This window comes from Roseococcus sp. YIM B11640, assembly GCF_049727625.1.
Lineage (GTDB): Bacteria > Pseudomonadota > Alphaproteobacteria > Acetobacterales > Acetobacteraceae > Roseococcus.
In genome coordinates, this window is record NZ_JBBJOZ010000008.1 from 36071 (window position 1) to 54427 (window position 18357).

16 protein-coding genes and 1 pseudogene are annotated in these 18357 nt (G+C 70.8%); 11 read left to right on the forward strand and 6 right to left on the reverse strand.

Going from position 1 to position 18357, the window contains the following annotated elements; translation table 11 throughout:
• The first annotated feature begins 182 nt into the window (after window positions 1-182).
• Entirely contained in the window at window positions 183-1685 is a 1503-nt protein-coding gene (locus WJM96_RS22435; protein ID WP_424814796.1) for an ABC-F family ATP-binding cassette domain-containing protein, read from the forward strand.
• Here WJM96_RS22435 and WJM96_RS22440 read toward each other — a convergent pair.
• On the reverse strand, window positions 1682-3871 hold the full coding sequence (locus WJM96_RS22440) for a primosomal protein N' (RefSeq protein ID WP_424814797.1): 2190 nt from the start codon (window positions 3869-3871) through the stop codon (window positions 1682-1684). The genes WJM96_RS22435 and WJM96_RS22440 overlap by 4 nt on opposite strands.
• 80 nt (window positions 3872-3951) lie before the next feature.
• Between WJM96_RS22440 and fsa the strand changes: the two genes are divergently transcribed.
• The 3 genes from fsa to WJM96_RS22455 are packed head-to-tail and all read left to right on the forward strand — an operon-like array spanning window position 3952 to window position 6076.
• Window positions 3952-4605, forward strand: coding sequence for a fructose-6-phosphate aldolase (gene fsa, locus WJM96_RS22445; protein WP_424814798.1), 654 nt, complete (start codon window positions 3952-3954; stop codon window positions 4603-4605).
• On the forward strand, window positions 4602-5147 hold the full coding sequence (locus tag WJM96_RS22450) for a hypothetical protein (RefSeq protein WP_424814799.1): 546 nt from the start codon (window positions 4602-4604) through the stop codon (window positions 5145-5147). Before fsa ends, WJM96_RS22450 begins: the two co-directional genes overlap by 4 nt.
• Entirely contained in the window at window positions 5144-6076 is a 933-nt protein-coding gene (locus tag WJM96_RS22455; protein WP_424814800.1) for a tyrosine recombinase XerC, read from the forward strand. Before WJM96_RS22450 ends, WJM96_RS22455 begins: the two co-directional genes overlap by 4 nt.
• Before the next feature lie 97 nt (window positions 6077-6173).
• Here WJM96_RS22455 and WJM96_RS22460 read toward each other — a convergent pair whose 3' ends face one another.
• The 3 genes from WJM96_RS22460 to WJM96_RS22470 form a co-directional block, all read right to left on the reverse strand.
• Window positions 6174-6512: a GNAT family N-acetyltransferase gene (locus tag WJM96_RS22460; RefSeq protein WP_424814801.1), complete on the reverse strand. Its 339-nt coding sequence runs from the start codon at window positions 6510-6512 to the stop codon at window positions 6174-6176.
• Window positions 6513-6660: 148 nt separating this feature from the next.
• Window positions 6661-7566: an NAD(P)-dependent oxidoreductase gene (locus tag WJM96_RS22465; RefSeq protein WP_424814802.1), complete on the reverse strand. Its 906-nt coding sequence runs from the start codon at window positions 7564-7566 to the stop codon at window positions 6661-6663.
• A 69-nt stretch (window positions 7567-7635) separates the two neighbouring features.
• Window positions 7636-8073: an MgtC/SapB family protein gene (locus WJM96_RS22470; protein ID WP_424814803.1), complete on the reverse strand. Its 438-nt coding sequence runs from the start codon at window positions 8071-8073 to the stop codon at window positions 7636-7638.
• A 63-nt stretch (window positions 8074-8136) separates the two neighbouring features.
• On the opposite strand from WJM96_RS22470, the gene WJM96_RS22475 reads away from it, so the two are divergent.
• Window positions 8137-9945 (forward strand): putative bifunctional diguanylate cyclase/phosphodiesterase, encoded by a 1809-nt coding sequence (locus tag WJM96_RS22475; protein ID WP_424814804.1) that lies wholly within the window; start codon window positions 8137-8139, stop codon window positions 9943-9945.
• Window positions 9946-9954: 9 nt separating this feature from the next.
• On the opposite strand, the gene WJM96_RS22480 is transcribed toward WJM96_RS22475, so the two are convergent.
• Entirely contained in the window at window positions 9955-10128 is a 174-nt protein-coding gene (locus tag WJM96_RS22480; RefSeq protein ID WP_424814805.1) for a DUF4169 family protein, read from the reverse strand.
• Window positions 10129-10162: 34 nt separating this feature from the next.
• On the opposite strand from WJM96_RS22480, the gene WJM96_RS22485 reads away from it, so the two are divergent.
• On the forward strand, window positions 10163-10828 hold the full coding sequence (locus WJM96_RS22485; protein ID WP_424814806.1) for a dienelactone hydrolase family protein: 666 nt from the start codon (window positions 10163-10165) through the stop codon (window positions 10826-10828).
• Window positions 10829-10867: 39 nt separating this feature from the next.
• Here WJM96_RS22485 and WJM96_RS22490 read toward each other — a convergent pair whose 3' ends face one another.
• A complete protein-coding gene (locus WJM96_RS22490; RefSeq protein ID WP_424814807.1) occupies window positions 10868-11626 on the reverse strand; it encodes an SDR family NAD(P)-dependent oxidoreductase in 759 nt (252 codons plus the stop codon).
• Between the two features lie 237 nt (window positions 11627-11863).
• Between WJM96_RS22490 and aspT (WJM96_RS22495) the strand changes: the two genes are divergently transcribed.
• From aspT (WJM96_RS22495) to WJM96_RS22515, 5 genes and pseudogenes are all read left to right on the forward strand, one after another.
• Window positions 11864-13549: an aspartate-alanine antiporter gene (gene aspT / locus WJM96_RS22495; protein ID WP_424814808.1), complete on the forward strand. Its 1686-nt coding sequence runs from the start codon at window positions 11864-11866 to the stop codon at window positions 13547-13549.
• Between the two features lie 38 nt (window positions 13550-13587).
• The gene (locus WJM96_RS22500; RefSeq protein ID WP_424814809.1) at window positions 13588-15216 is read left to right on the forward strand and encodes a bifunctional aspartate transaminase/aspartate 4-decarboxylase; all 1629 of its coding nucleotides are present in this window, start codon (window positions 13588-13590) and stop codon (window positions 15214-15216) included.
• A gap of 23 nt (window positions 15217-15239) precedes the next feature.
• Window positions 15240-16937 (forward strand): aspartate-alanine antiporter, encoded by a 1698-nt coding sequence (gene aspT, locus WJM96_RS22505; RefSeq protein ID WP_424814810.1) that lies wholly within the window; start codon window positions 15240-15242, stop codon window positions 16935-16937.
• A gap of 111 nt (window positions 16938-17048) precedes the next feature.
• Window positions 17049-17993, forward strand: a complete 945-nt coding sequence (locus WJM96_RS22510) for a formylglycine-generating enzyme family protein (RefSeq protein ID WP_424814811.1) — start codon at window positions 17049-17051, stop codon at window positions 17991-17993.
• 69 nt (window positions 17994-18062) lie between these two features.
• Window positions 18063-18357, forward strand: a pseudogene (locus WJM96_RS22515) (arylsulfatase); the annotation flags it as partial.

An 18357-nucleotide genomic window follows, 5' to 3' on the forward strand; every position in this document is an offset into this window, starting at 1 on the left:
CCACGCGCCTTAGCGTGCCCCCGTTCCGACATGCAGCGCACAGGAGGGCTGGATGCACGCATACAACCAGCACCATCCGAGAGGCCCTGTTTCCGCCCTGCGATAGTTCTCTTTCGCAGGGCAGGGCCGCCTGAAGCCATCACGCTTCCGTTCCGGACTGCCCTTGTCGCATCCGCGCGCCCATGCCGCGCGACTGTCCGGAATTCCTCTCCATGGCTCTCATCGCCCTGCGCGACCTCGGTGTCGTCACGCCTCGCCCTCTGTTCCAGAACCTGACCCTCAACATCGGTCCCGGGGACCGCATCGGACTCGTCGCGGCCAATGGCACCGGCAAGTCCACCCTGCTGCGCTGCATGGCCGGCCGGGCCGAGCCGGACCAAGGGAGCGTCGTGCTCTCCCGCGGCACGCGCCTGGGCTTCGTGGAGCAGGATGTGCCGTCCTCCCTGCTCGGCCTGACGCTGAGCGAAGCCCTGCGGCGCGCCCTGCCGCCCGCCGACCGCGCGCAGGAGGAATGGCGCGTCGGCGCCGTACTGGACGAGTTCGCCGCGCCGGAGGAGCTGCGCGACCGTCCCTTGTCGGCGCTCAGCGGCGGCTGGCAGCGCCTCGCCCTGCTGGCGCGCGCCTGGATCGCGGAGCCGGACGTCCTGCTGCTGGACGAGCCCACGAACCATCTCGACCTGGAGAAGATCGGCCTGCTGGAGGGCTGGATCGCCGGCCCGGCTTCCCGCACGCCGATGCTGGTCGCCAGCCACGACCGCGGCTTCCTCGACAGCTGCACCAACCGGACGCTGTTCCTCCGCCCCGGCGTGAGCCGCCTCTACGCCCATCCCTACGGCACCGCACGCGAACTCCTGGCCGAGGACGATTCGGCGGACGAACGCCGGCAGGCCAAGGATGCCAGGGAGGTCACGCGCCTGCGCCGCAACGCAGGGGAGCTGCGCAACATCGGCGTCAACAGCGGCAGCGACCTGCTGCAGAAGAAGTCCATGCAGCTGCGCGACCGCGCCGACCGGCTGGAAGCGACGCTGCGCACGCTCCATGCCGAGCGGCCCGCCAGCATTCGCCTCGCGAGCCGCGACACCCATGCCAAGGTGCTGGCGACGATCCGCGATGGCGCGATCGCGGCGCCGGACGGGAAGGCGCTGTTCCGCATCGCGCGGCTCGACATTCGCCAGGGCGACCGGCTGGTGCTGCTGGGCCGCAACGGCGTGGGCAAGTCGCAGCTGGTCCGCACGCTGCTTCGGGCGACGGCCGGCGCCGTGCCGGGCGTGCAGGTCAACCCGAGCCTCGTCATCGGCCATGCCGCCCAGGGCATGGCGCATCTGCCCGAGAGCGGGACGCCGCATCGGCTCGTGGCGTCGCATGTCGCCGATGGAAGGGCGACCGCGCTGCTGGCCGGCGCGGGCATCGACGCCGAGGCGCAGCAATGCCCCATCGGCCGCCTCTCGCCCGGGCAGAGAGCACGTCTCGGCCTGCTGCTGCTCCGCCTCGCGGAACCCAACTTCTACCTGCTGGACGAGCCGACGAACCATGTGGACATCCCGGGGCAGGAGCAGCTGGAGAAGGAGCTGCTGGCCCAGGGCGCGACCTGCGTCCTGGTCTCGCATGACCGCCGCTTCGTCGAGGCCGTGGGCACGCGCTTCCTGCTGATCGAAGGCGGGCAGGCGCGGGAGGTCGAGGGCTAGAGAAACCCGACCGGATCCACATCCACCTGCACGCGCACCTCGCGCGGGATGGGCGTGCGGGCCAGCCAGTCGTGCACCAGCGGCTGCACGCGGATGCCGCGCTCGGCCTTCAGCAGGAGGCGATGGCGGTGGCGTCCGCGCAGCAGGGCCAGCGGCGCGGGGGCAGGGCCCAGCACCTGGATGCCCTGACCCGTCGGCGCCGAGAGGCCCAGGTCGCGCGAGGTGCGCTCGGCCGCGCGGGCATCCTCGCTGCTGACGATGAGCGCGGCGAGGCGCCCGAAGGGCGGCCAGTGCCCCGGGGCGCGCTGCGCAGCCTCGGCCTTCAGGAAGCCCGGCATGTCGTCCGCGATCAGGGCCGCCATCACGGGGTGCTCCGGCGAGAAGGTCTGCAGCAGCACCGTGCCCGGCGTGCTGCCCTCGCGCCCCGCGCGGCCCGCGACCTGGTGCAGCAGCTGCAAGGTCCGCTCGCCCGCGCGCAGGTCGCCGCCCGCGAGGCCGAGATCGGCATCCACCACGCCGACCAGCGTCAGATGCGCGAAGTGCCAGCCCTTGGCCACGATCTGCGTGCCGATGATGAGGTCCACCTCCCGCTCCTCGATCCGCCGCGCGGCTTCGGCGGCGGCGGCGGGCCCGGGGATGGTGTCGCTCGCCATCACGAGGCGCCGGGCCTCGGGGAAGAGCTCCGCGACCTCCTCCTGGATGCGCTCCACGCCGGGGCCGATGGGCACCAGCGAATGCTCCGTCCCGCATTCCGAGCAGGCGAGGGGCGTGGGCTCGGTGTGGCCGCAATGGTGGCATTGCAGGCGGCGCTGGGCGCGATGCTCCACCAGCCAGGCCGTGCAGTTGGGGCATTGCATCCGGTGGCCGCAGGTGCGGCACAGCGTCAGCGGCGCATAGCCGCGGCGGTTGAGGAAGAGCATGGCCTGCTCGCCGCGCGCCATGGTCTCGCGCACCGCATCCACCAGCGGCGGCGCCAGGAAGCGGCCACGCTCGGGCGGGTGCTGGCGCAGGTCCAGCGCCTCGATCCGAGGCAGCGCCGCGCCATGGTGGCGGTTGGGCAGGGTGACATGGGCATAGCGCCCCTCCTGCGCGTTGGTGACGCTCTCCAGGCTCGGCGTCGCGCTCACCAGCACGCAGGCCGCCGATTCCAGCCGCGCGCGGACGACCGCCATGTCGCGCGCGTGGTAGATCACGCCCTCTTCCTGCTTGAACGCCGTCTCGTGCTCCTCGTCCACGATGATGAGGCCGAGGTCCGGGAAGGGCAGGAACAGTGCCGAGCGCGCGCCGACCAGCACCGGCGCGTCGCCCTCCGCCACCGCGCGCCAGGTGACGCGGCGGGTGCGGGAGGTCAGCTCCGAATGCCAGAGCGCGGGCGGCGCGCCGAAGCGCCGCTCGAACCGGGACAGCCATTGGGTGGAGAGCGCGATCTCCGGCAGCAGCACCAGCGCCTGCCGCCCTTCGCGCAGGCATTGGGCGACGGCGTCGAGATAGACCTCCGTCTTGCCGGAGCCCGTCACGCCCTCCAGCAGCGTCACCCCGAATTCATGGGAGATCACCCCCTCGCGCAGCGCGGCGGCGGCCAGCGCCTGCTCCTCGCGCAGGGTGGGGGGCGCGAAATCGGGGATGGGGCGGGGGAAGGCTCCGGCGCGCGGCAGCAGCGCGGGCTCGATCAGCCCGACCGAGGCCATGCCGCGCACCACCCCCATCGAGACCCCGGCGGCACGCGCGATCTCGGTCCCCGGCAGGATATGGGTTCCGAGCGCTTCCAGGGCCTTGGCGCGGTCCGGCGTGAGGCGCGCCTCCGCCCCCTCCACCCGCCGCCAGCCGGAGATGGCCGTCGGCTCTTCCAGCGCCGAGGGGGAGGACATGGCCATCCGCAGCACCGCGCCGGGCGGCGAGAGGGTATAGGCCGCGACCCAGTCCACCAGGCGGCGCAGGTTCTCCCGCATGGCGGGCGCGGGCTTGACCGAGATCACCTCCCGCAGGCGGGATTCGGCAATCGGTTCAGGGTTTTCCAGGTCGTCCCAGACGACGCCGAGGCTTACCCTCCCGCCGAGGGGAACCTCCACGAAGCTGCCCGGCCCGGCCACCAGGTCCGGTGGCAGGCGGTAGTCGTAGGCGCCCTCGAGCGGCAGTGGCAGCAGGACACGGATGCGTCGCCCGGCCTTTCGGGAAGGTGTCGCCATGGGCTATCCACTTCGCGACGCAGCATGCGCGGGTCAATCCCGCCCCCCCGAATCGCCGCATTCTGAAGGATAATGCCCCCATGAAGTTCTTCGTGGATACCGCCGACGTCACCGAGCTCCGCTCCCTCGCGGGGACGGGCCTGATGGACGGCGTCACGACCAACCCGAGCCTGATCGCCAAGTCCGGCCGCAAGATCGCCGAGGTGATCGCCGAGATCTGCACGATCACCGAAGGCCCCGTCTCGGCCGAGGTCACGGCGACCGATTTCGAGACCATGCTGAAGGAGGGCAAGTACCTCCGCGACATCGCGTCCAACGTCTGCGTGAAGGTGCCGCTGACCGAGGCCGGCCTGCGCGTCTGCAAGGTGCTGAGCGACGAGGGCACGCCCGTCAACGTCACGCTCTGCTTCTCGGCCAACCAGGCGCTGCTGGCGGCCAAGGCCGGCGCTGCCTTCATCTCCCCCTTCGTGGGCCGGCTGGACGATATCGGCCAGGACGGCATGGAGATGATCGCCGACGTCGTGCAGATCTACGACAACTACAACTTCGCGACCGAGGTGCTGGTCGCCTCCATCCGCCACCCGGTGCATGTGCTGCAGGCCGCCAAGCTCGGCGCGCATGTCGGCACCATGCCGCCCAACGTCATCAAGGCGCTGATCAAGCACCCGCTGACGGATCGCGGCCTCGAGGCCTTCCTGGCCGACTGGGCCAAGACGGGCCAGTCGATCCTGTGAAGACGGCGCCGCGCGACGCCGAGGCGGAGGTGGTGGAGAGCTACCTCCACGCCCATCCCGGCTTCCTCGCCGCGCGGCCGCAGCTCTACGCCCTGCTCGCGCCCCCGGTGCGCGTGCATGGCGAGGTCCTGGCCGACCACATGGCGGCCATGATCCAGGCCGGGCGCGACGAATGGCGCGCCCTGCTCGAAGCCCAGCGCATCCGCGCGGCCTTCGCCGCCCGCGCCGGCGAGGCCGTGCTGGCGCTCATCGCGGCGCGCGACGCGCTGGATTGCGTGCGCGACGAATGGCCCGCGCGCCTCGGCCTCGAATCCTGCCGGCTCATCGCCAGCGTGTCCGGCGCGCCGCTCATCCTGCGCGACGTGGAGCAGGCCAGCGCCTCCCTGCACGGCGAGGCCGCGCCGCTGATCGCGCGCGAGGCGCTGCTGCATGCGGGCGACCACACGCTGGTCCTCGGCGCCCGCAACGCCGCCGACTTGCCGAACGAGCCCGCCACGCTCGCCTTCCTGGCCCGCGCGCTGCAGGCCGCGCTGGCGCGATGAACGGCGCGGCGGCGCGCGCGGAATTCCTCACCTGGCTCGCCGCCGAGCGCCGCGCGAGCCCGCACACCATCGAGGCCTATGGCCGCGACGTGGGCGACCTGCTCGGCTTCCTCACGCTGCACCAGGGCGCGGAGCCCGACCTCGCCGCCCTGGGTGAGCTGCGGCCGGCCGACCTGCGCGGCTTCCTCGCCGCCCGGGCGAAGGAGGGGGCGAGCAATTCCACGCGCGCCCGGCAGCTCGCCGCCATCCGCAGTTTCCTGCGCTTCCTGGCGCGCCGGCACGGGCTGGCGCCCGTCGCGGTCGCCGCCATGCGCGGACCCAAGCGTGTCGCGCCCGTGCCGCGCGCGCTCAGCCGGGGCGACGCCCGCGCCGTGGGGAAGGAGATCGGCGAGATCCGCCACACGGAGCGCACCGAGCGGCCGGACTACCAGGCGGCGCGGGACGTGGCGCTCTTCACGCTGCTCTATGGCTGCGGGCTGCGCATCAGCGAGGCGCTGGGCCTTTCCGTCGGCGAGGCGCCGCTGCCCGGCCAGGATTCCTCCCTGCGCATCACCGGCAAGGGCGGCAAGCAGCGCGTGGTGCCGGTGCTGCCCGTGGTGCGGGCCGCCATCGCCGACTGGCTGCGCCATCGCGGCCCCGGCGAGGCGGACGAGCCGCTCTTCCTCGGCGCGCGCGGCAAGCGGCTGGACCCGGCGGTGGCGCAGAAGGCGCTGCGCGACTACCGCCGCCTCGCGGGCCTGCCGGAGCACGCGACGCCGCATGCGCTGCGCCACTCCTTCGCGACGCATCTGCTGGCGGGCGGGGCCGATCTGCGCGCGATCCAGGAGCTGCTCGGCCATGCGAGCCTCTCCACGACGCAGCGATATACCTCGGTGGATGCGGAGGGGCTGCTGGCGACCTGGCGGCTGGCGCATCCGCGCGCCGACTAGCCGCCTTACCATCTTACTACCTTACTATCTTACCCGTGCATCACGCGGCGGATTTCGGACAAAATACCGCCGCCGCCATGTCGGCTTATGCCTGAAATCACCTCGAAAAGTCAATAATTTCAAAGCTCGAGAAGCCGCGACATCGGATATCCCGAGGCCCGAAGCCCCCCGCCGGCGGCCCGGTCTCGCTATAGCCCCGGGCCTGGTAGAAGCGGCGCGCGGTCTCCGTGCTGGTGAGGCGGCATGCCGCATTTCCCCGTGCGGCCGCCCGGCCCTCCAGGGCGGCGAGCATGTTCCGGCTGACCCCCCGGAACCTCGCATCCGGGGACACGTAGTTCAGGGTGATCTCGCCGGCATCGGTGACGGAACCCACCGCCAGGATCTCTCCATCCTCCTCCGCGACGAGAAGGGAGTTGCCGGCCCCTGGGCCAGCCATGAGGCGAAGGTCCCGGGCGTCTTGTTGGCCAGCCAGCGTTGCAGGATCGCGGGATCGTCGCGGTGGTCGGCGAAGCAGAGCTCCGTGATCGACCGCCGCATCACCTGGCAGGCCGCCTCCGCATCCCGGGCGACGGCGTCCCGGATCCTCATCTCTTCCCGACGCCGGAGAGCTCCCCGATCATCCGGCCCAGTGCCACCAGGTCGTCCTTTCCGGCGCCCTGGTTGCACACCAGCTCCAGCAGCGGCGCGGCCATGGCGGTGGCCGGGCCGAAGACCCCGTGATCGCGCACGGCCTGCGCGGCGAGGCGGATGTCCTTGCGCATCAGCTCCGCCCGGAAGCCGGGCGTGAACTTGCCGTCCAGCAGCCGCTTGGCGTGGTTGCGCATCACGAAACTGTCGGCCGAGCCGCCCATCAGCGCGCCGCGCATCGCCTCCGGGTCCAGCCCGGCCTTGATGCCGAGCGCCAGCGCCTCGCTCACCGCGGTCAGCGTGGCGCAGATGATGAGCTGGTTGGCGGACTTGCAGACCTGGCCGGAACCGGCCGGCCCCAGCAGCGTGATGGTCTTGCCCACTGCGCCGAAATAGGCGGCGGCGGCCTCGAAGCCCGCGCGCTCGCCGCCCACCATGCAGGTCAGCGTGCCGTCGATCGCGCCCTGCGGCCCGCCGGAGACCGGGCTGTCCAGCAGGGTGGCGCCGCGCTCGGCCGCCAGCCGGGCCGCGAAGCCCGCCGCCGCGCTCGCCGAGATGGTGGAGAAGTCGATCACCACCGCGCCCTTCGCCACGCCCTCGGCGATGCCGCCGGGGCCGAAGATCGCGGCCTCCACATCGGGCGTGTCGGGCACGCAGAGGCCGATGATGGCGGCGCCCTTCGCCGCCTCGGCGCCCGTCGGGCACCAGATGGCGCCGGCCTTCTCCAGCGCCTCGGCCTTGCCGCGGCTGCGGCTGTGGATGGCGAGCTCGAAGCCCGCGCGGCGGAGATTGGCCGCCATGGCCGCCCCCATCACGCCAAGTCCGACAAAGGCCACGCGGGCCGGCGGCTGGATCGCGGTCATGCTGAATTCCTGGGTCCTGTTTCCGGGCGGGACCGGAGCATGGATCCGCGCGCCTGTCAGCGGGGCGTCTCAGCGGGGATGATCGTCCGGCGGCGGCGCGGCCCGTTCGATCCGCTCGGAGATGGGGCGCAGCAGCAGGTGCGAGGCGCCGATGGCCAGGGCCAGCATCACGGCCAGCGCATAGAGATGCGCCCCGCAGGCCGCCCCCACCGCCGCCACCGCCCAGAAGGTGGAGGCGGTGGAGAGGCCCCGCACCCCGGTGCCCTGCCGCAGGATCACCCCCGCGCCCAGGAAGCCGATGCCCGTGACCAGCGAGCCCAGCCCGGCCGCGAGATTGTTGCCGCCCACCTGCATCATGATCAGCACATAGGCGGCGGAGGCGCTGGACACGATGGCGCAGGAACGCAGGCCGCCGGGATGATGCCGCCATTCGCGCTCCGCCCCGATCAGCGCGCCGAGCAGGAAGGCCGCGCCGACGGCGCCGGCCGTGGCCAGAAAGTCATCCATCCGGGCAGCTTGGCGGAAAGGAAGGGTTAAGCAAGCCGCGCGAAGCTGCGGCGAGAGGAGAACATGCTCCATTTGCCGCGCCCCGCCCTGACGCCGTTTCTGTTGTTGCTGTCCTTTGTCCTGGGTGCGGCGTGGCTCGGCGTTCAGGCCTGGGCGGTGGCGCTGCCGTTCCTCGTGCTCGGCGGCATATGCTGGCGCCTGTGGCGCGAGCTTCGCTGGCGGCGCGGCGCCATGATGGCCATGCCGGGCGAGGCCGCCCTCTGGTCGCGGGATCTGCGCCTGATCTGGAGCAACGGGGGCGAGGCGCCAGGCATTCCCTTCGACGACTGGCTGCGCCCGCGCCTGGCCCATTTGCCGGCGGCCGAGCGCGAGGCCGAGATCTGCCGGCGCGTGGCCGCGCATTCCAAGGCCGATGGCGCCCCCCGCCCCATCGTCGAGGCCGGAGGCCAGGCCCGGCTGGTGGAGCGGCGGCTGCCCGGCGGGCAGGTGGTCTCCTTCACGGAGCCCTTGCCGGAGCCGGCGAGGTCCGTCACCGCGCTGCCTTCCACGGAGCCGATGGCGTTGCCCGCGCCCGTCTGGGCCGAGGCGCCGGACCCGCTCACCGGCCTCGCGGGCCGCGCGGCCTTCGGAGGAGCGCTGAGGCGCCTGACCGCCGATCCCAGGGGTGGGGTCATCCTGCTGGTCGATCTGGACCACTTCAAATCCGCCAACGAGCGCCACGGGCATGCCGTGGGCGACCAGTTGCTGGTGGAGGCCGCCCAGCGGCTGGGCGAGGCCGTGCGGCCCACGGATACCGTCAGCCGGCTGGGGGGCGACGAGTTCGCCATCCTCTGCCCGGGCGCGGCCCCGGCGGCCGGGCTGGCCCTGGCCGAGCGCGTGCGGCGCGCCTTGCGCAGCGACGTGACGGTGCAGGGCACGCCATGGCCCATGTCCGCGAGTATCGGCATCGCCGCGGCGCCAGCGCATGGCGAGGAGGCCGATGCCCTGTATCGCGCCGCCGATCTGGCGTTGCGCGCGGCCAAGGCGCAGGGCCGTGACGCCGCGGTCCTCTTCGAGGAGGAGCTGCGGACCCGGAGCGAGCAGCGCGCCGGGTTGCGCGAGGCCCTGGCCGCCGCGCTGGAGGCTGGTGAACTGGAGCTGCATCTGCAAACCCAGCACGACCTCGAGAGCCGCGCCCTGGTGGGCGCGGAGGCGCTGGTGCGCTGGAACAGCCGCCGCCTCGGCCGCTGGATATCGCCCTCCGAAATGCTTCCGGCGGCCGGGGAGGCCGGGCTGCTGCCCAAGCTCGACCGCTATGTGCTCGGCCGCGCCGTGGCGCTGGTGGCGGAATGGGGGGACCGGCCGGATGCGCCCCCGGTGCTCGGCATCAACATCTCCGTCGTCACGCTGCACGACCCTGCTTTCGCGGCCGAGGTGGCAAGCGAGCTGCAGCGCGCCGGGGTGGCGCCGCACCGCATCGAGATCGAAATCCCGGAAGACCTCGCGATCCGGGACCTGCCGGGCGTGGCGCGCACGCTCTCCGCGCTGCGCGAGGTGGGCGTGCCGCTGGCGCTGGACGATTTCGGCGGCGGCCATTCGGGCCTGCCGCATGTGGTGCGCCTGCCGGTGCAACGGCTGAAGCTGGACCAGTCCATCGTGGCGGGCCTGCCGGACGACCCGAAATCCTACGCCGTGCTGCGCGCCACCATGGCGCTGGCGCGCGGCATGGGAATCGAGGTGATCGCGGAGGGGGTGGAGACGCAGGACCAGGCCTTCGCCCTGCGGCGGGCGGGCTGCAACATCGTGCAGGGCTTCCTGCTCTCGCGGCCCGTGCCGGCGGCGGATGTGGCGCGGGGCGCCACGGGCCCGCGGTTGCTGCGCGAGAGCGCCTGAGGCCTGAAATCAGTCGAGCCTGGCCTGGTCCAGCAGGGCACGGCGCTTGGCTTCCTCCTCGGCGTCACGCTGCTTCTGGGCCTTGGTGCGCCCGTGGGCCGCGCGGTTGGCGGCGGCCTGGGCCTCCGCCTCTTCGCGCTCGCGGGTCTTGCGCCAGTTTCGCAGGTTCACGACATCAGCCATGCTCGCAATGAAGCATCCCGGGAGGGCCCCGCCAATGGAGACCACGCTCGTCGCCGCCGATGGCCATACGCTTTCGGCCTATATGGCCGGCAATGTCCATGCGAAGCGCGCGCTCGTCATCGTGCAGGAAATCTTCGGCGTGAACCGCCACATGCGGCATGTGGCGGATACCTTCGCCTCCGAGGGCTATCGCGTGATCTGCCCCGCGCTGTTCGACCGCGTGGAGCGCGGCATGCAGCTCGGCTATGGGCCCGAGGACGTGGCTCGGGGCCGGGCGTTGCGCGGCGAAATCCCGGAGGAGAAGACGCTGCTCGACATCCTGGCGGCGGCGGGCGAGCTGCCGGCGGGCGTGCCGCGCGGGATCATCGGCTATTGCTGGGGCGGCACCGTCGCCTGGCATGGCGCGACGCGCAGCGACGAGTTCCAGGCGGCGGTCGGCTGGTACGGCGGCGGCATCGCGGCCGCGCGGCACGAGGCGCCGAAATGTCCCGTGCAGCTGCATTTCGGCGAGGTGGATGCCTCCATCCCGATGCGCGATGTGGAGGCGATCCGCGACGCGCGGCCGGAGGTGGAGATCTACGTCTATGACGGCGCGGGTCACGGCTTCGGCTGCGAGGAGCGCGCCAGCTACGTCCCCGCCGACGCGAAGCTGGCGCAGCGGCGCAGCCTGGAATTCCTCGCGCGCCACCTGCAAGGCTGAATCCGCCGCGCATGCGCCCGGCGTCGGAGGGCGGGAAAACTAGCCCACCAAGCCGCCGTTCACGTGGATCACCTGGCCCGTCACGTAATCCGCGGCGGGCGAGGCGAGGAAGGCGACCATGGCCGCCACATCCGCCGGCGTGCCGAGGCGCCCCAACGGGATGTTCGCTACCACCTGCTTCCACTGCTCCTCGGTATAGGCGGCGTGTGCGCCGGGATCCTTCTGGGTGAAGCCGGGCGCCACCGCGTTCACCGTGATGCCATGTGGCCCCGCATCAACCGAGAGCGCGCGCACCAGCGCCTCGACGCCCGCCTTGGCGGCGGCGCTGGCCGGAAAGGTCGTCACGCCGTTGCGGAAGACATGCGCGACGAAGGAGGAGATGGCGATGAGCCGCGGGCTCTTGCGCCCCTCCAGCTTCGGCAGCGAGGCGCGGGCGAGCCGCGTGAAGCCCCAGAGGATGGTGTCGATGCTGCGCGCGAAGAGCGCGTCGTCGGACTTGCCGAGCGGTGTCTTGTCCGCGAAGCCCGCATTGGCCACCACGACGTCGAGCCCGCCGAAGGCCTTCTCCGCACGCGCCACCAATGTCGCGGGCACGTCCGGCGAGCCGATGTCGCCCAGGATCACCTCAGCCTGCGCGCCACGCTCGCGCACCTCGGCGGCGACGCGCTCCGCGCCCTCCGCATTCTTGCGCGTGTGGATCAGCAGCGCCGTTCCAGGAGCAGCCATGGCGCGGCAGCAGGCGGCACCGATGCCCGAGGCGGCGCCGGTGACGAGGATGACGCGGGACGAGGGGGACATGAGGCGCTCCATGCGGGGATTCGGCTGGCCAGCCTGCCGGGCGCGCGAGGGGCCCGCAAGCGGGCCCGGGACCGGATCAGTTCATGCCGAATTCATTTAATCGCGATCGCATCGATTTCGTTGCGCCGTGCCCTAAGTGGTGCTTAGCATGAGAAAAAATGGGTTTGGGGCAGGTTCGCCAAGCTGGTCCGGCCGCTGCGCGGCGGGTCAGCGATGCGTGCTGCCAAGCGAGGTGTCATGCTTGAGTGGCTCGTCGGCACGTTGAGGACCTATCCGCAGATCGCGGTGTTCCTCGCCTTGGCCATCGGCTTCGTGATCGGCCCCATCCGTGTCTTCGGCTTCAACCTCGGCAATGTGACCGCGACGCTCCTGGCGGGCGTCGTCATCGGACAGTTCCACATCGTGGTGGCACCCGATGTGAAGAACACTCTCTTCATCCTGTTCCTCTTCGCCGTGGGCTTCGGCGTCGGGCCGCAATTCGTGCGGGGGCTTTCCAGCGACGGACCCAAGCAGATCGCCTTCTCGCTGATCGTGCTGGCGCTCTGCCTGCTGGTGCCCTGGGCCTGCGCCGTGATCTCGGGCCTGCCGCTCGGCTTCAGCGCCGGGCTCTATGCGGGCTCGCAGACCATCTCGGCAGCCATCGGCGTCGCGACGGACCAGATCAACCAACTGGGGCTGCCGCCCGAGCAGGCAAAGACCTACGCCGACCAGATCCCGATCGCCTATGCCGTCACCTACATCTGGGGGACCATCGGCTCGGCGATCATCCTCGCGCAGCTCGGGCCCAAGCTGATCGGCGTGGACCTGCCCGCGGCCTGCCGGGAGTATGAGGCGAAGCTCGGCGGCGGCGCGGCCTCGTCCGAACCCGGCATCGCTTCCGGCTATCAGCGCTTCGCCTTCCGCGCCTATCTCATCGACGAGGCGAGCGGCCTGGCCGGCAGGCCGGTGCGCGAGCTGCTTCCCGGTCTGCGCGTCTTCGTGGAGCGGGTGCGCCGGAACGGCCAGATCATCGCGGCCGATGGCGATACCGTGCTGCAGGTCGGCGATGTCGCCGCCTTCTCCGGCCCGCGGCCGCTGCTGGTCGAGCATCTGGAAACCATCCTGACCGAGGTGGAGGACCGCGAGCTGCTGAGCGGCGAGGCGGAAGTGGTCGACATCTACGTGACGCAGAAGGCCTTCGCCGGCCGTACCCTGCGCGAGCTGGACCGCGAGCCGTGGTCGCGCGGCGTCTATGTCCGCAAGATCGTGCGCTCGATGGTGGAGCTCCCGATCCTGCCCGACATGAAGATCGAGCGCGGCGACATCATCACCGTCGTCGGCAGCCGGCGGCACGTGGAAGCGGCGATCAAGGCGCTCGGCTTCCCCGACCGTCCCGTCGAGACGACCGACATCGCCTATGTCTCCTGGGGCATCGTGCTGGGCGGCTTCGTCGGCGCGCTGACCATCGTGATCGGCGGCATTCCCATCGGCCTCTCGACCTCCGGCGGCGCGCTGCTGGCGGGGCTGATCTTCGGCTGGCTGCGCACGACGCATCCGGTCTTCGGCCGCGTGCCGGGGCCGGCGCTGTGGCTGATGAACACGCTGGGGCTCAACATCTTCATCGCGGTGGTGGGCATCAGCGCGGGGCCCGGCTTCGTCGCGGGGCTCCAGCAGGTGGGCATCTCGCTCTTCCTCTGGGGCGTGGTGGCGACTTCGGTGCCGATGGTGGCCTCGGTCTATATCGGCCACTACCTCTTCCGCTTCCACCCCGCGATCCTGTTCGGCGCCTGCGCCGGCGTGCGCACGACGACGGCGGCGCTCGGCATGGTGCAGGAGGCGGCCAAGAGCCGCATCCCCGCGCTCGGCTACGGCATGCCCTATGCGGTGGGCAACACGCTGCTGACGATCTTCGGACTCGTCATCGTTCTGCTGCTGGCACCCTGAACCAGGGTCGCGCAAGCTCTAGACATAGGAGAGTTCAGATGGATCAGGGCATCGACTATGCCAAGTTCGAGGGGCTGAGCCCGTTCGAGATCAAGGACGAGCTGATCCGCCTGGCCCGCGCCGAGGCCGACAAGAGCACGCACGTCTTCCTCAATGCCGGCCGCGGCAATCCGAACTGGATCGCGACGCGGGCGCGCGAGGCCTTTTTCCTCCTGGGCCAGTTCGCGCTGACCGAGGCACGGCGTGTCATGGAGGATGATGTCGCGGGTCTTGCGGGCATGCCGGCCCGCGATGGCAGCTACGCCCGCTTCAAGAAATGGGCGAAGCGCCGCATGGGGGACGAGGACGCGCCGGGCGCCGAGACGCTGGACGCCGCCGTCGATTTCGCCATCAAGAAGTTCGGCTTCACGCCCGACGCCTTCATGCACGAACTGACCGATTCCATCATCGGCGACAACTACCCCGTGCCGGACCGCGCGCTGGTCCATAACGAGGCCATCGTCCACGAATACCTGATGTGGGCCATGTGCTCGGGCCACCGCCCCAAGGACAAGTTCGACCTCTATCCCGTCGAGGGCGGCACGGCCGCCATGTGCTACATCTTCAAGGCGCTGAAGAATCAGCGGCTGCTCAACGCGGGCGACACCATCGCCATCGGCACGCCGATCTTCACCCCCTATCTCGAGATGCCGGAGCTCGAGGACTACAAGCTCGAGCAGATCCACATCCGCGCCGAGCAGGAGGACAAGTTCCAGTTCACCGACAAGGATCTGGAGGCGCTGGAGAACAAGAAGGTCAAGGCGCTGTTCCTGGTGAACCCGGGCAATCCCTCGGCCACGGCGCTGCATCCGGATACGATCAAGCGGCTGGTCACCTTCGTGAAGACGAAGCGGCCGGACCTCATCATCCTGACGGACGACGTCTACGGCACCTTCGTGCCGAATTTCGAATCCCTGCTCGGCCACCTGCCGCGCAACACCATCGGCGTCTATTCCTTCTCGAAGTATTTCGGCTGCACGGGCTGGCGCCTCGGCGTCATCGCCGTCGCGCAGGACAACATCCTCGACGACATGATCCGCGCGCATCCGCCCGAGACGACGGCGCTGATCAACAAGCGCTACGCCGCGCTGACGCTTCGTCCCGGCGAGGTGAAGTTCATCGACCGCATCGTGGCCGACAGCCGCGACGTCGCGCTGAACCACACGGCCGGCCTGTCGCTGCCGCAGCAGGTCATGATGACCCTGTTCAGCCTGGTCGAGATGATGGACGACCAGAAGATCTACCAGAAGGCCTGCATGGCCATCTGCGACCGGCGCTTCCACAAGCTGATCGACGGCATGGGCGTCGACGCGAAGGCCGGCCCCTATTTCGACCGCTATTACGGGCTCATCGATTTCGAGTTCATCCTCCGCCGCTATTTCGGCGACGAGCTGGTCGAGTGGATCAAGGCGAACGTCCATCCGCTCGACATCTCCTTCAAGCTGGCCCAGGACCACGGCATCGTCCTGCTGAACGGCTCGGGCTTCGATGCGCCGAACTGGTCGGCGCGCGTCTCCTTCGCCAATCTCGACGACGACGCCTATGACGCGATCGGCCGGGCGGTGAGGGCGGTCGCGCGCGGCTACATCCTGGCGTTCCGGGCTTCGCGCGGGGAAAAGCTGACCTGACGCAGAACTGGATCTGAACCGACATGATGGCCGCGATCTCGGCGATCTTCGTCCAGCACCCCGAGCTCGCGCTGTTCCTGTCCCTGGGCCTCGGCTATGCGATCGGCAAGCTCAGCTACGGCTCCTTCACCGTCGGGGCGGTGACGGGCTGCCTGATCGCGGGCGTCATCGTCGGGCAGACGGGCGTGCGGATATCCGGCGACGTGAAGCAGGCCTTCTTCCTGCTGTTCCTCTTCGCCATCGGCTACCGCACCGGGCCGCAGTTCTTCCGCAGCCTGAACGCGAAGGCGCTGCCGCAGATCGCCGTGACGGTGATCCTCTGCGTCACCGCGCTGGCGGTGACGCTGGCCTGCGCCCTGGCACTGCGCCTCGATGTCGGGATCGCGGCGGGGCTGATGGCCGGCGCCGCCACGGAATCGGCGACGGTCGGCGTCGCCATCGACACCTTCCGCCGCATCGGCGCGACGCCGGAGGCCGCGCATGCCTTCGAGGCGAATGTCGCGACCGCCTTCGCCGTCTCCTACCTCGTGGGCGTGATCGCGACGATCATCATGCTCTCGCAGGTCGCGCCGCGCCTGCTGCCGCGCCCGCTGCCGGAAGCCTGCGCGGCCATGGAGGAGGAGCTGGGGGGCGCGCCGTCCTCCGAAGCCGAAGGGCAGGCGGTGCGCCACGAGGTCGAAGCCCGCGCCTTCCGGATCGCGCCCCGCTGGGTCGGCAAGACGGTGGCCGAGGCGGAGGCTGCCACCCCGCCCGGCGGGAAGGCCTATATCGAGCAGGTGCATCGCGGCGACAGGATCCTCGAGGGCAAGCCCGACCTGGTGCTGAAGGCCGGCGACATCGCCGCCATCGCCGGGTGGCGCGCCATGATCGTGGAGAACGCGCATCTGATCGGCGAGGAGGTGGACGACCGCCAGGTCCTCGACGTCCGCGAGGAGAGGGTGGAGGTGGTCGTCACCAAGCGCGAGGTGATCGGCAAGACCCTCGCCGAGCTGCGCCGCAGCCCGCAGGCCCGCGCGGTCTTCCTGCGCCATGTCGTGCGCGGCGGGAACGAGATCCCCATCTATGACGGGCTGACGCTGGAGCGCGGCGACGTGCTCGTCCTCGTCGGCACGCGGCCGCGCGTGGCGGCCGCCATCGATGCGCTCGGCTATGCCGACCGTCCGAGCTCCGCGACGGACATGGTGTTCGTCGGCCTCTTCATCTTCCTGGGCGGCCTGCTCGGCATTCCGGCGCTGCATCTCGGCGCGCTGGAGCTGAGCATCGGCGTCGCGGTGGGCACGCTGCTCGGCGGGCTCGTGGCCGGGTGGCTGCGGTCCCGCAACCGGCGCTTCGGCTTCGTGCCGGCGGGCACGCTGTGGTTCTTCGATTCCGTGGGGCTCTCGGCCTTCATCGCCTGCGTCGGCATCTCGGCGGGGCCAAGCTTCGTCACGGGGCTGGTGCAGTCCGGCCCCGCGCTCGTCATCGTCTCGATCGTCGTGGTGGTCGTGGCGCATGGCACCGCGATCCTGGTCGGCAGCCGCGTCTTCCGCATGAATGAAGGCGTGCTGCTCGGCACCTGCTGCGGCGCGGGAACCTCGGCGCCCGCGCTGGCCGCCGTGCAGGAGGTGGCGAAGAGCAAGATCCCGACCATCGGCTACGGCCTCGGCTATGCGATCGGCAACGTCCTGCTGGCGCTGTGGGGGTCCGTCATCGTCTTCGTGATGGCGGCGAGCGGCTCGTGACAGCTTCCGTCACCGCGCTTCCGTGAACGCGATGAACCATGCATAGTCATCGGACTGATCCGCGAAGCATCATGCTGCGGCGCCGCAAGGCGCCTGAGGGGTTTGCGTCGGATGCTGCAGGAAAGTGATGTCCGCCACGCCGTGGCCATTCCCATCCCCGGCGGCGAGTTCGTCATGGGCTCCGACATGCACTACCCCGAGGAGCGGCCGGCGCATCCCTGCAAGGTCGGTGCCTTCGCGATGGACGACGCCTGCGTGACCAATGCGGAGTTCGCCGATTTCGTCGCGCAGACGGGCTATGTCACGGTGGCCGAGCGGCCGCTCGACCCAGCGCTCTATCCCGGCGCGCAGCCGGCCATGCTGGCGCCGGGCAGCCTCGTCTTCCACATGACGCCCGGGCGCGTGGACACATCCGACTACCGCAACTGGTGGCGCTGGGTTCCCGGCGCCTGTTGGCACCGGCCCGAAGGGCCCGGCAGCGACATCTCGGCCCGCGGGGACCATCCGGTGGTGCAGGTCGCCTTCGAGGATGCGGAAGCCTATGCGGCCTGGGCGGGAAAGGCGCTGCCCACGGAGGCCGAATGGGAATTCGCGGCGCGCGGCGGATTGGATGGCGCCGAATTCGCCTGGGGCGACGAGCTGGCGCCCGGCGGCGTGCATCTGGCCAATACCTGGCAGGGGCCCTTCCCGTGGCGGAACTTCGGCACGGACGGCTTCGACGGCACCTGCCCCGTCCGCAGCTTCCCGCCCAATGGCTACGGCCTGCACGAGATGTGCGGCAACGTGTGGGAATGGACGACGGACTGGTACACGGCGCGCCATGAGGCCGAGGCGGACCAGCCGCAATGCTGCGGCGCCGGCCGCCGCCGCATGGAAGGCAGCTACGATCCCGCGCAGCCCGCCATCCGCATTCCGCGCAAGGTGGTGAAGGGCGGCTCCTTCCTCTGCGCGCCAAGCTACTGCCGGCGCTATCGCCCCGCCGCCCGCCATGCGCAGATGATCGACAGCGGCATGAGCCATATCGGCTTCCGCTGCATCAGGCGGCCTGCCTCATGATCCCACGGAGGCCGCGCCGACCGTCGGAGTAGCTTTGGACGAAACCTCACCTGTAGCCAAGAGAGAGGAATGAAGATGAGCGATCCAAGTGTTCCCACCGGCATGAATCGGCGCAACATCCTTCTCGGCGGCGCCGCCGGCATTGCCGGCGCGGCCGGGCCGATCCAGCTCGCGCAGGCACAGCAGGCCGCGCCGGCACGGCCTGCGTCGGCTCCTGCCGCAGTGGCCCCCGCGGCGGGTACCAAGCCGAACATCGTCGTCATCTGGGGGGACGATATCGGCCAGTCGAACATCAGCTACTGGACGCGCGGCCTGATGGGCTATCGCACGCCCAACATCGATCGCGTCTTCAACGAAGGCATGG

Bases quoted from the DNA above. Each gene is read 5' to 3' on its own strand.
- WJM96_RS22435 (WP_424814796.1), top strand. From the start codon at position 183: ATGCCGCGCGACTGTCCGGAATTCCTCTCCATGGCTCTCATCGCCCTG.
- WJM96_RS22440 (WP_424814797.1), bottom strand. From the start codon at position 3,871: ATGGCGACACCTTCCCGAAAGGCCGGGCGACGCATCCGTGTCCTGCTG.
- fsa (WP_424814798.1), top strand. From the start codon at position 3,952: ATGAAGTTCTTCGTGGATACCGCCGACGTCACCGAGCTCCGCTCCCTC.
- WJM96_RS22455 (WP_424814800.1), top strand. From the start codon at position 5,144: ATGAACGGCGCGGCGGCGCGCGCGGAATTCCTCACCTGGCTCGCCGCC.
- WJM96_RS22460 (WP_424814801.1), bottom strand. From the start codon at position 6,512: ATGGCTGGCCCAGGGGCCGGCAACTCCCTTCTCGTCGCGGAGGAGGAT.
- WJM96_RS22465 (WP_424814802.1), bottom strand. From the start codon at position 7,566: ATGACCGCGATCCAGCCGCCGGCCCGCGTGGCCTTTGTCGGACTTGGC.
- WJM96_RS22470 (WP_424814803.1), bottom strand. From the start codon at position 8,073: ATGGATGACTTTCTGGCCACGGCCGGCGCCGTCGGCGCGGCCTTCCTG.
- WJM96_RS22475 (WP_424814804.1), top strand. From the start codon at position 8,137: ATGCTCCATTTGCCGCGCCCCGCCCTGACGCCGTTTCTGTTGTTGCTG.
- WJM96_RS22480 (WP_424814805.1), bottom strand. From the start codon at position 10,128: ATGGCTGATGTCGTGAACCTGCGAAACTGGCGCAAGACCCGCGAGCGC.
- WJM96_RS22485 (WP_424814806.1), top strand. From the start codon at position 10,163: ATGGAGACCACGCTCGTCGCCGCCGATGGCCATACGCTTTCGGCCTAT.
- WJM96_RS22490 (WP_424814807.1), bottom strand. From the start codon at position 11,626: ATGTCCCCCTCGTCCCGCGTCATCCTCGTCACCGGCGCCGCCTCGGGC.
- aspT (WP_424814808.1), top strand. From the start codon at position 11,864: ATGCTTGAGTGGCTCGTCGGCACGTTGAGGACCTATCCGCAGATCGCG.
- WJM96_RS22500 (WP_424814809.1), top strand. From the start codon at position 13,588: ATGGATCAGGGCATCGACTATGCCAAGTTCGAGGGGCTGAGCCCGTTC.
- aspT (WP_424814810.1), top strand. From the start codon at position 15,240: ATGATGGCCGCGATCTCGGCGATCTTCGTCCAGCACCCCGAGCTCGCG.
- WJM96_RS22510 (WP_424814811.1), top strand. From the start codon at position 17,049: ATGCTGCAGGAAAGTGATGTCCGCCACGCCGTGGCCATTCCCATCCCC.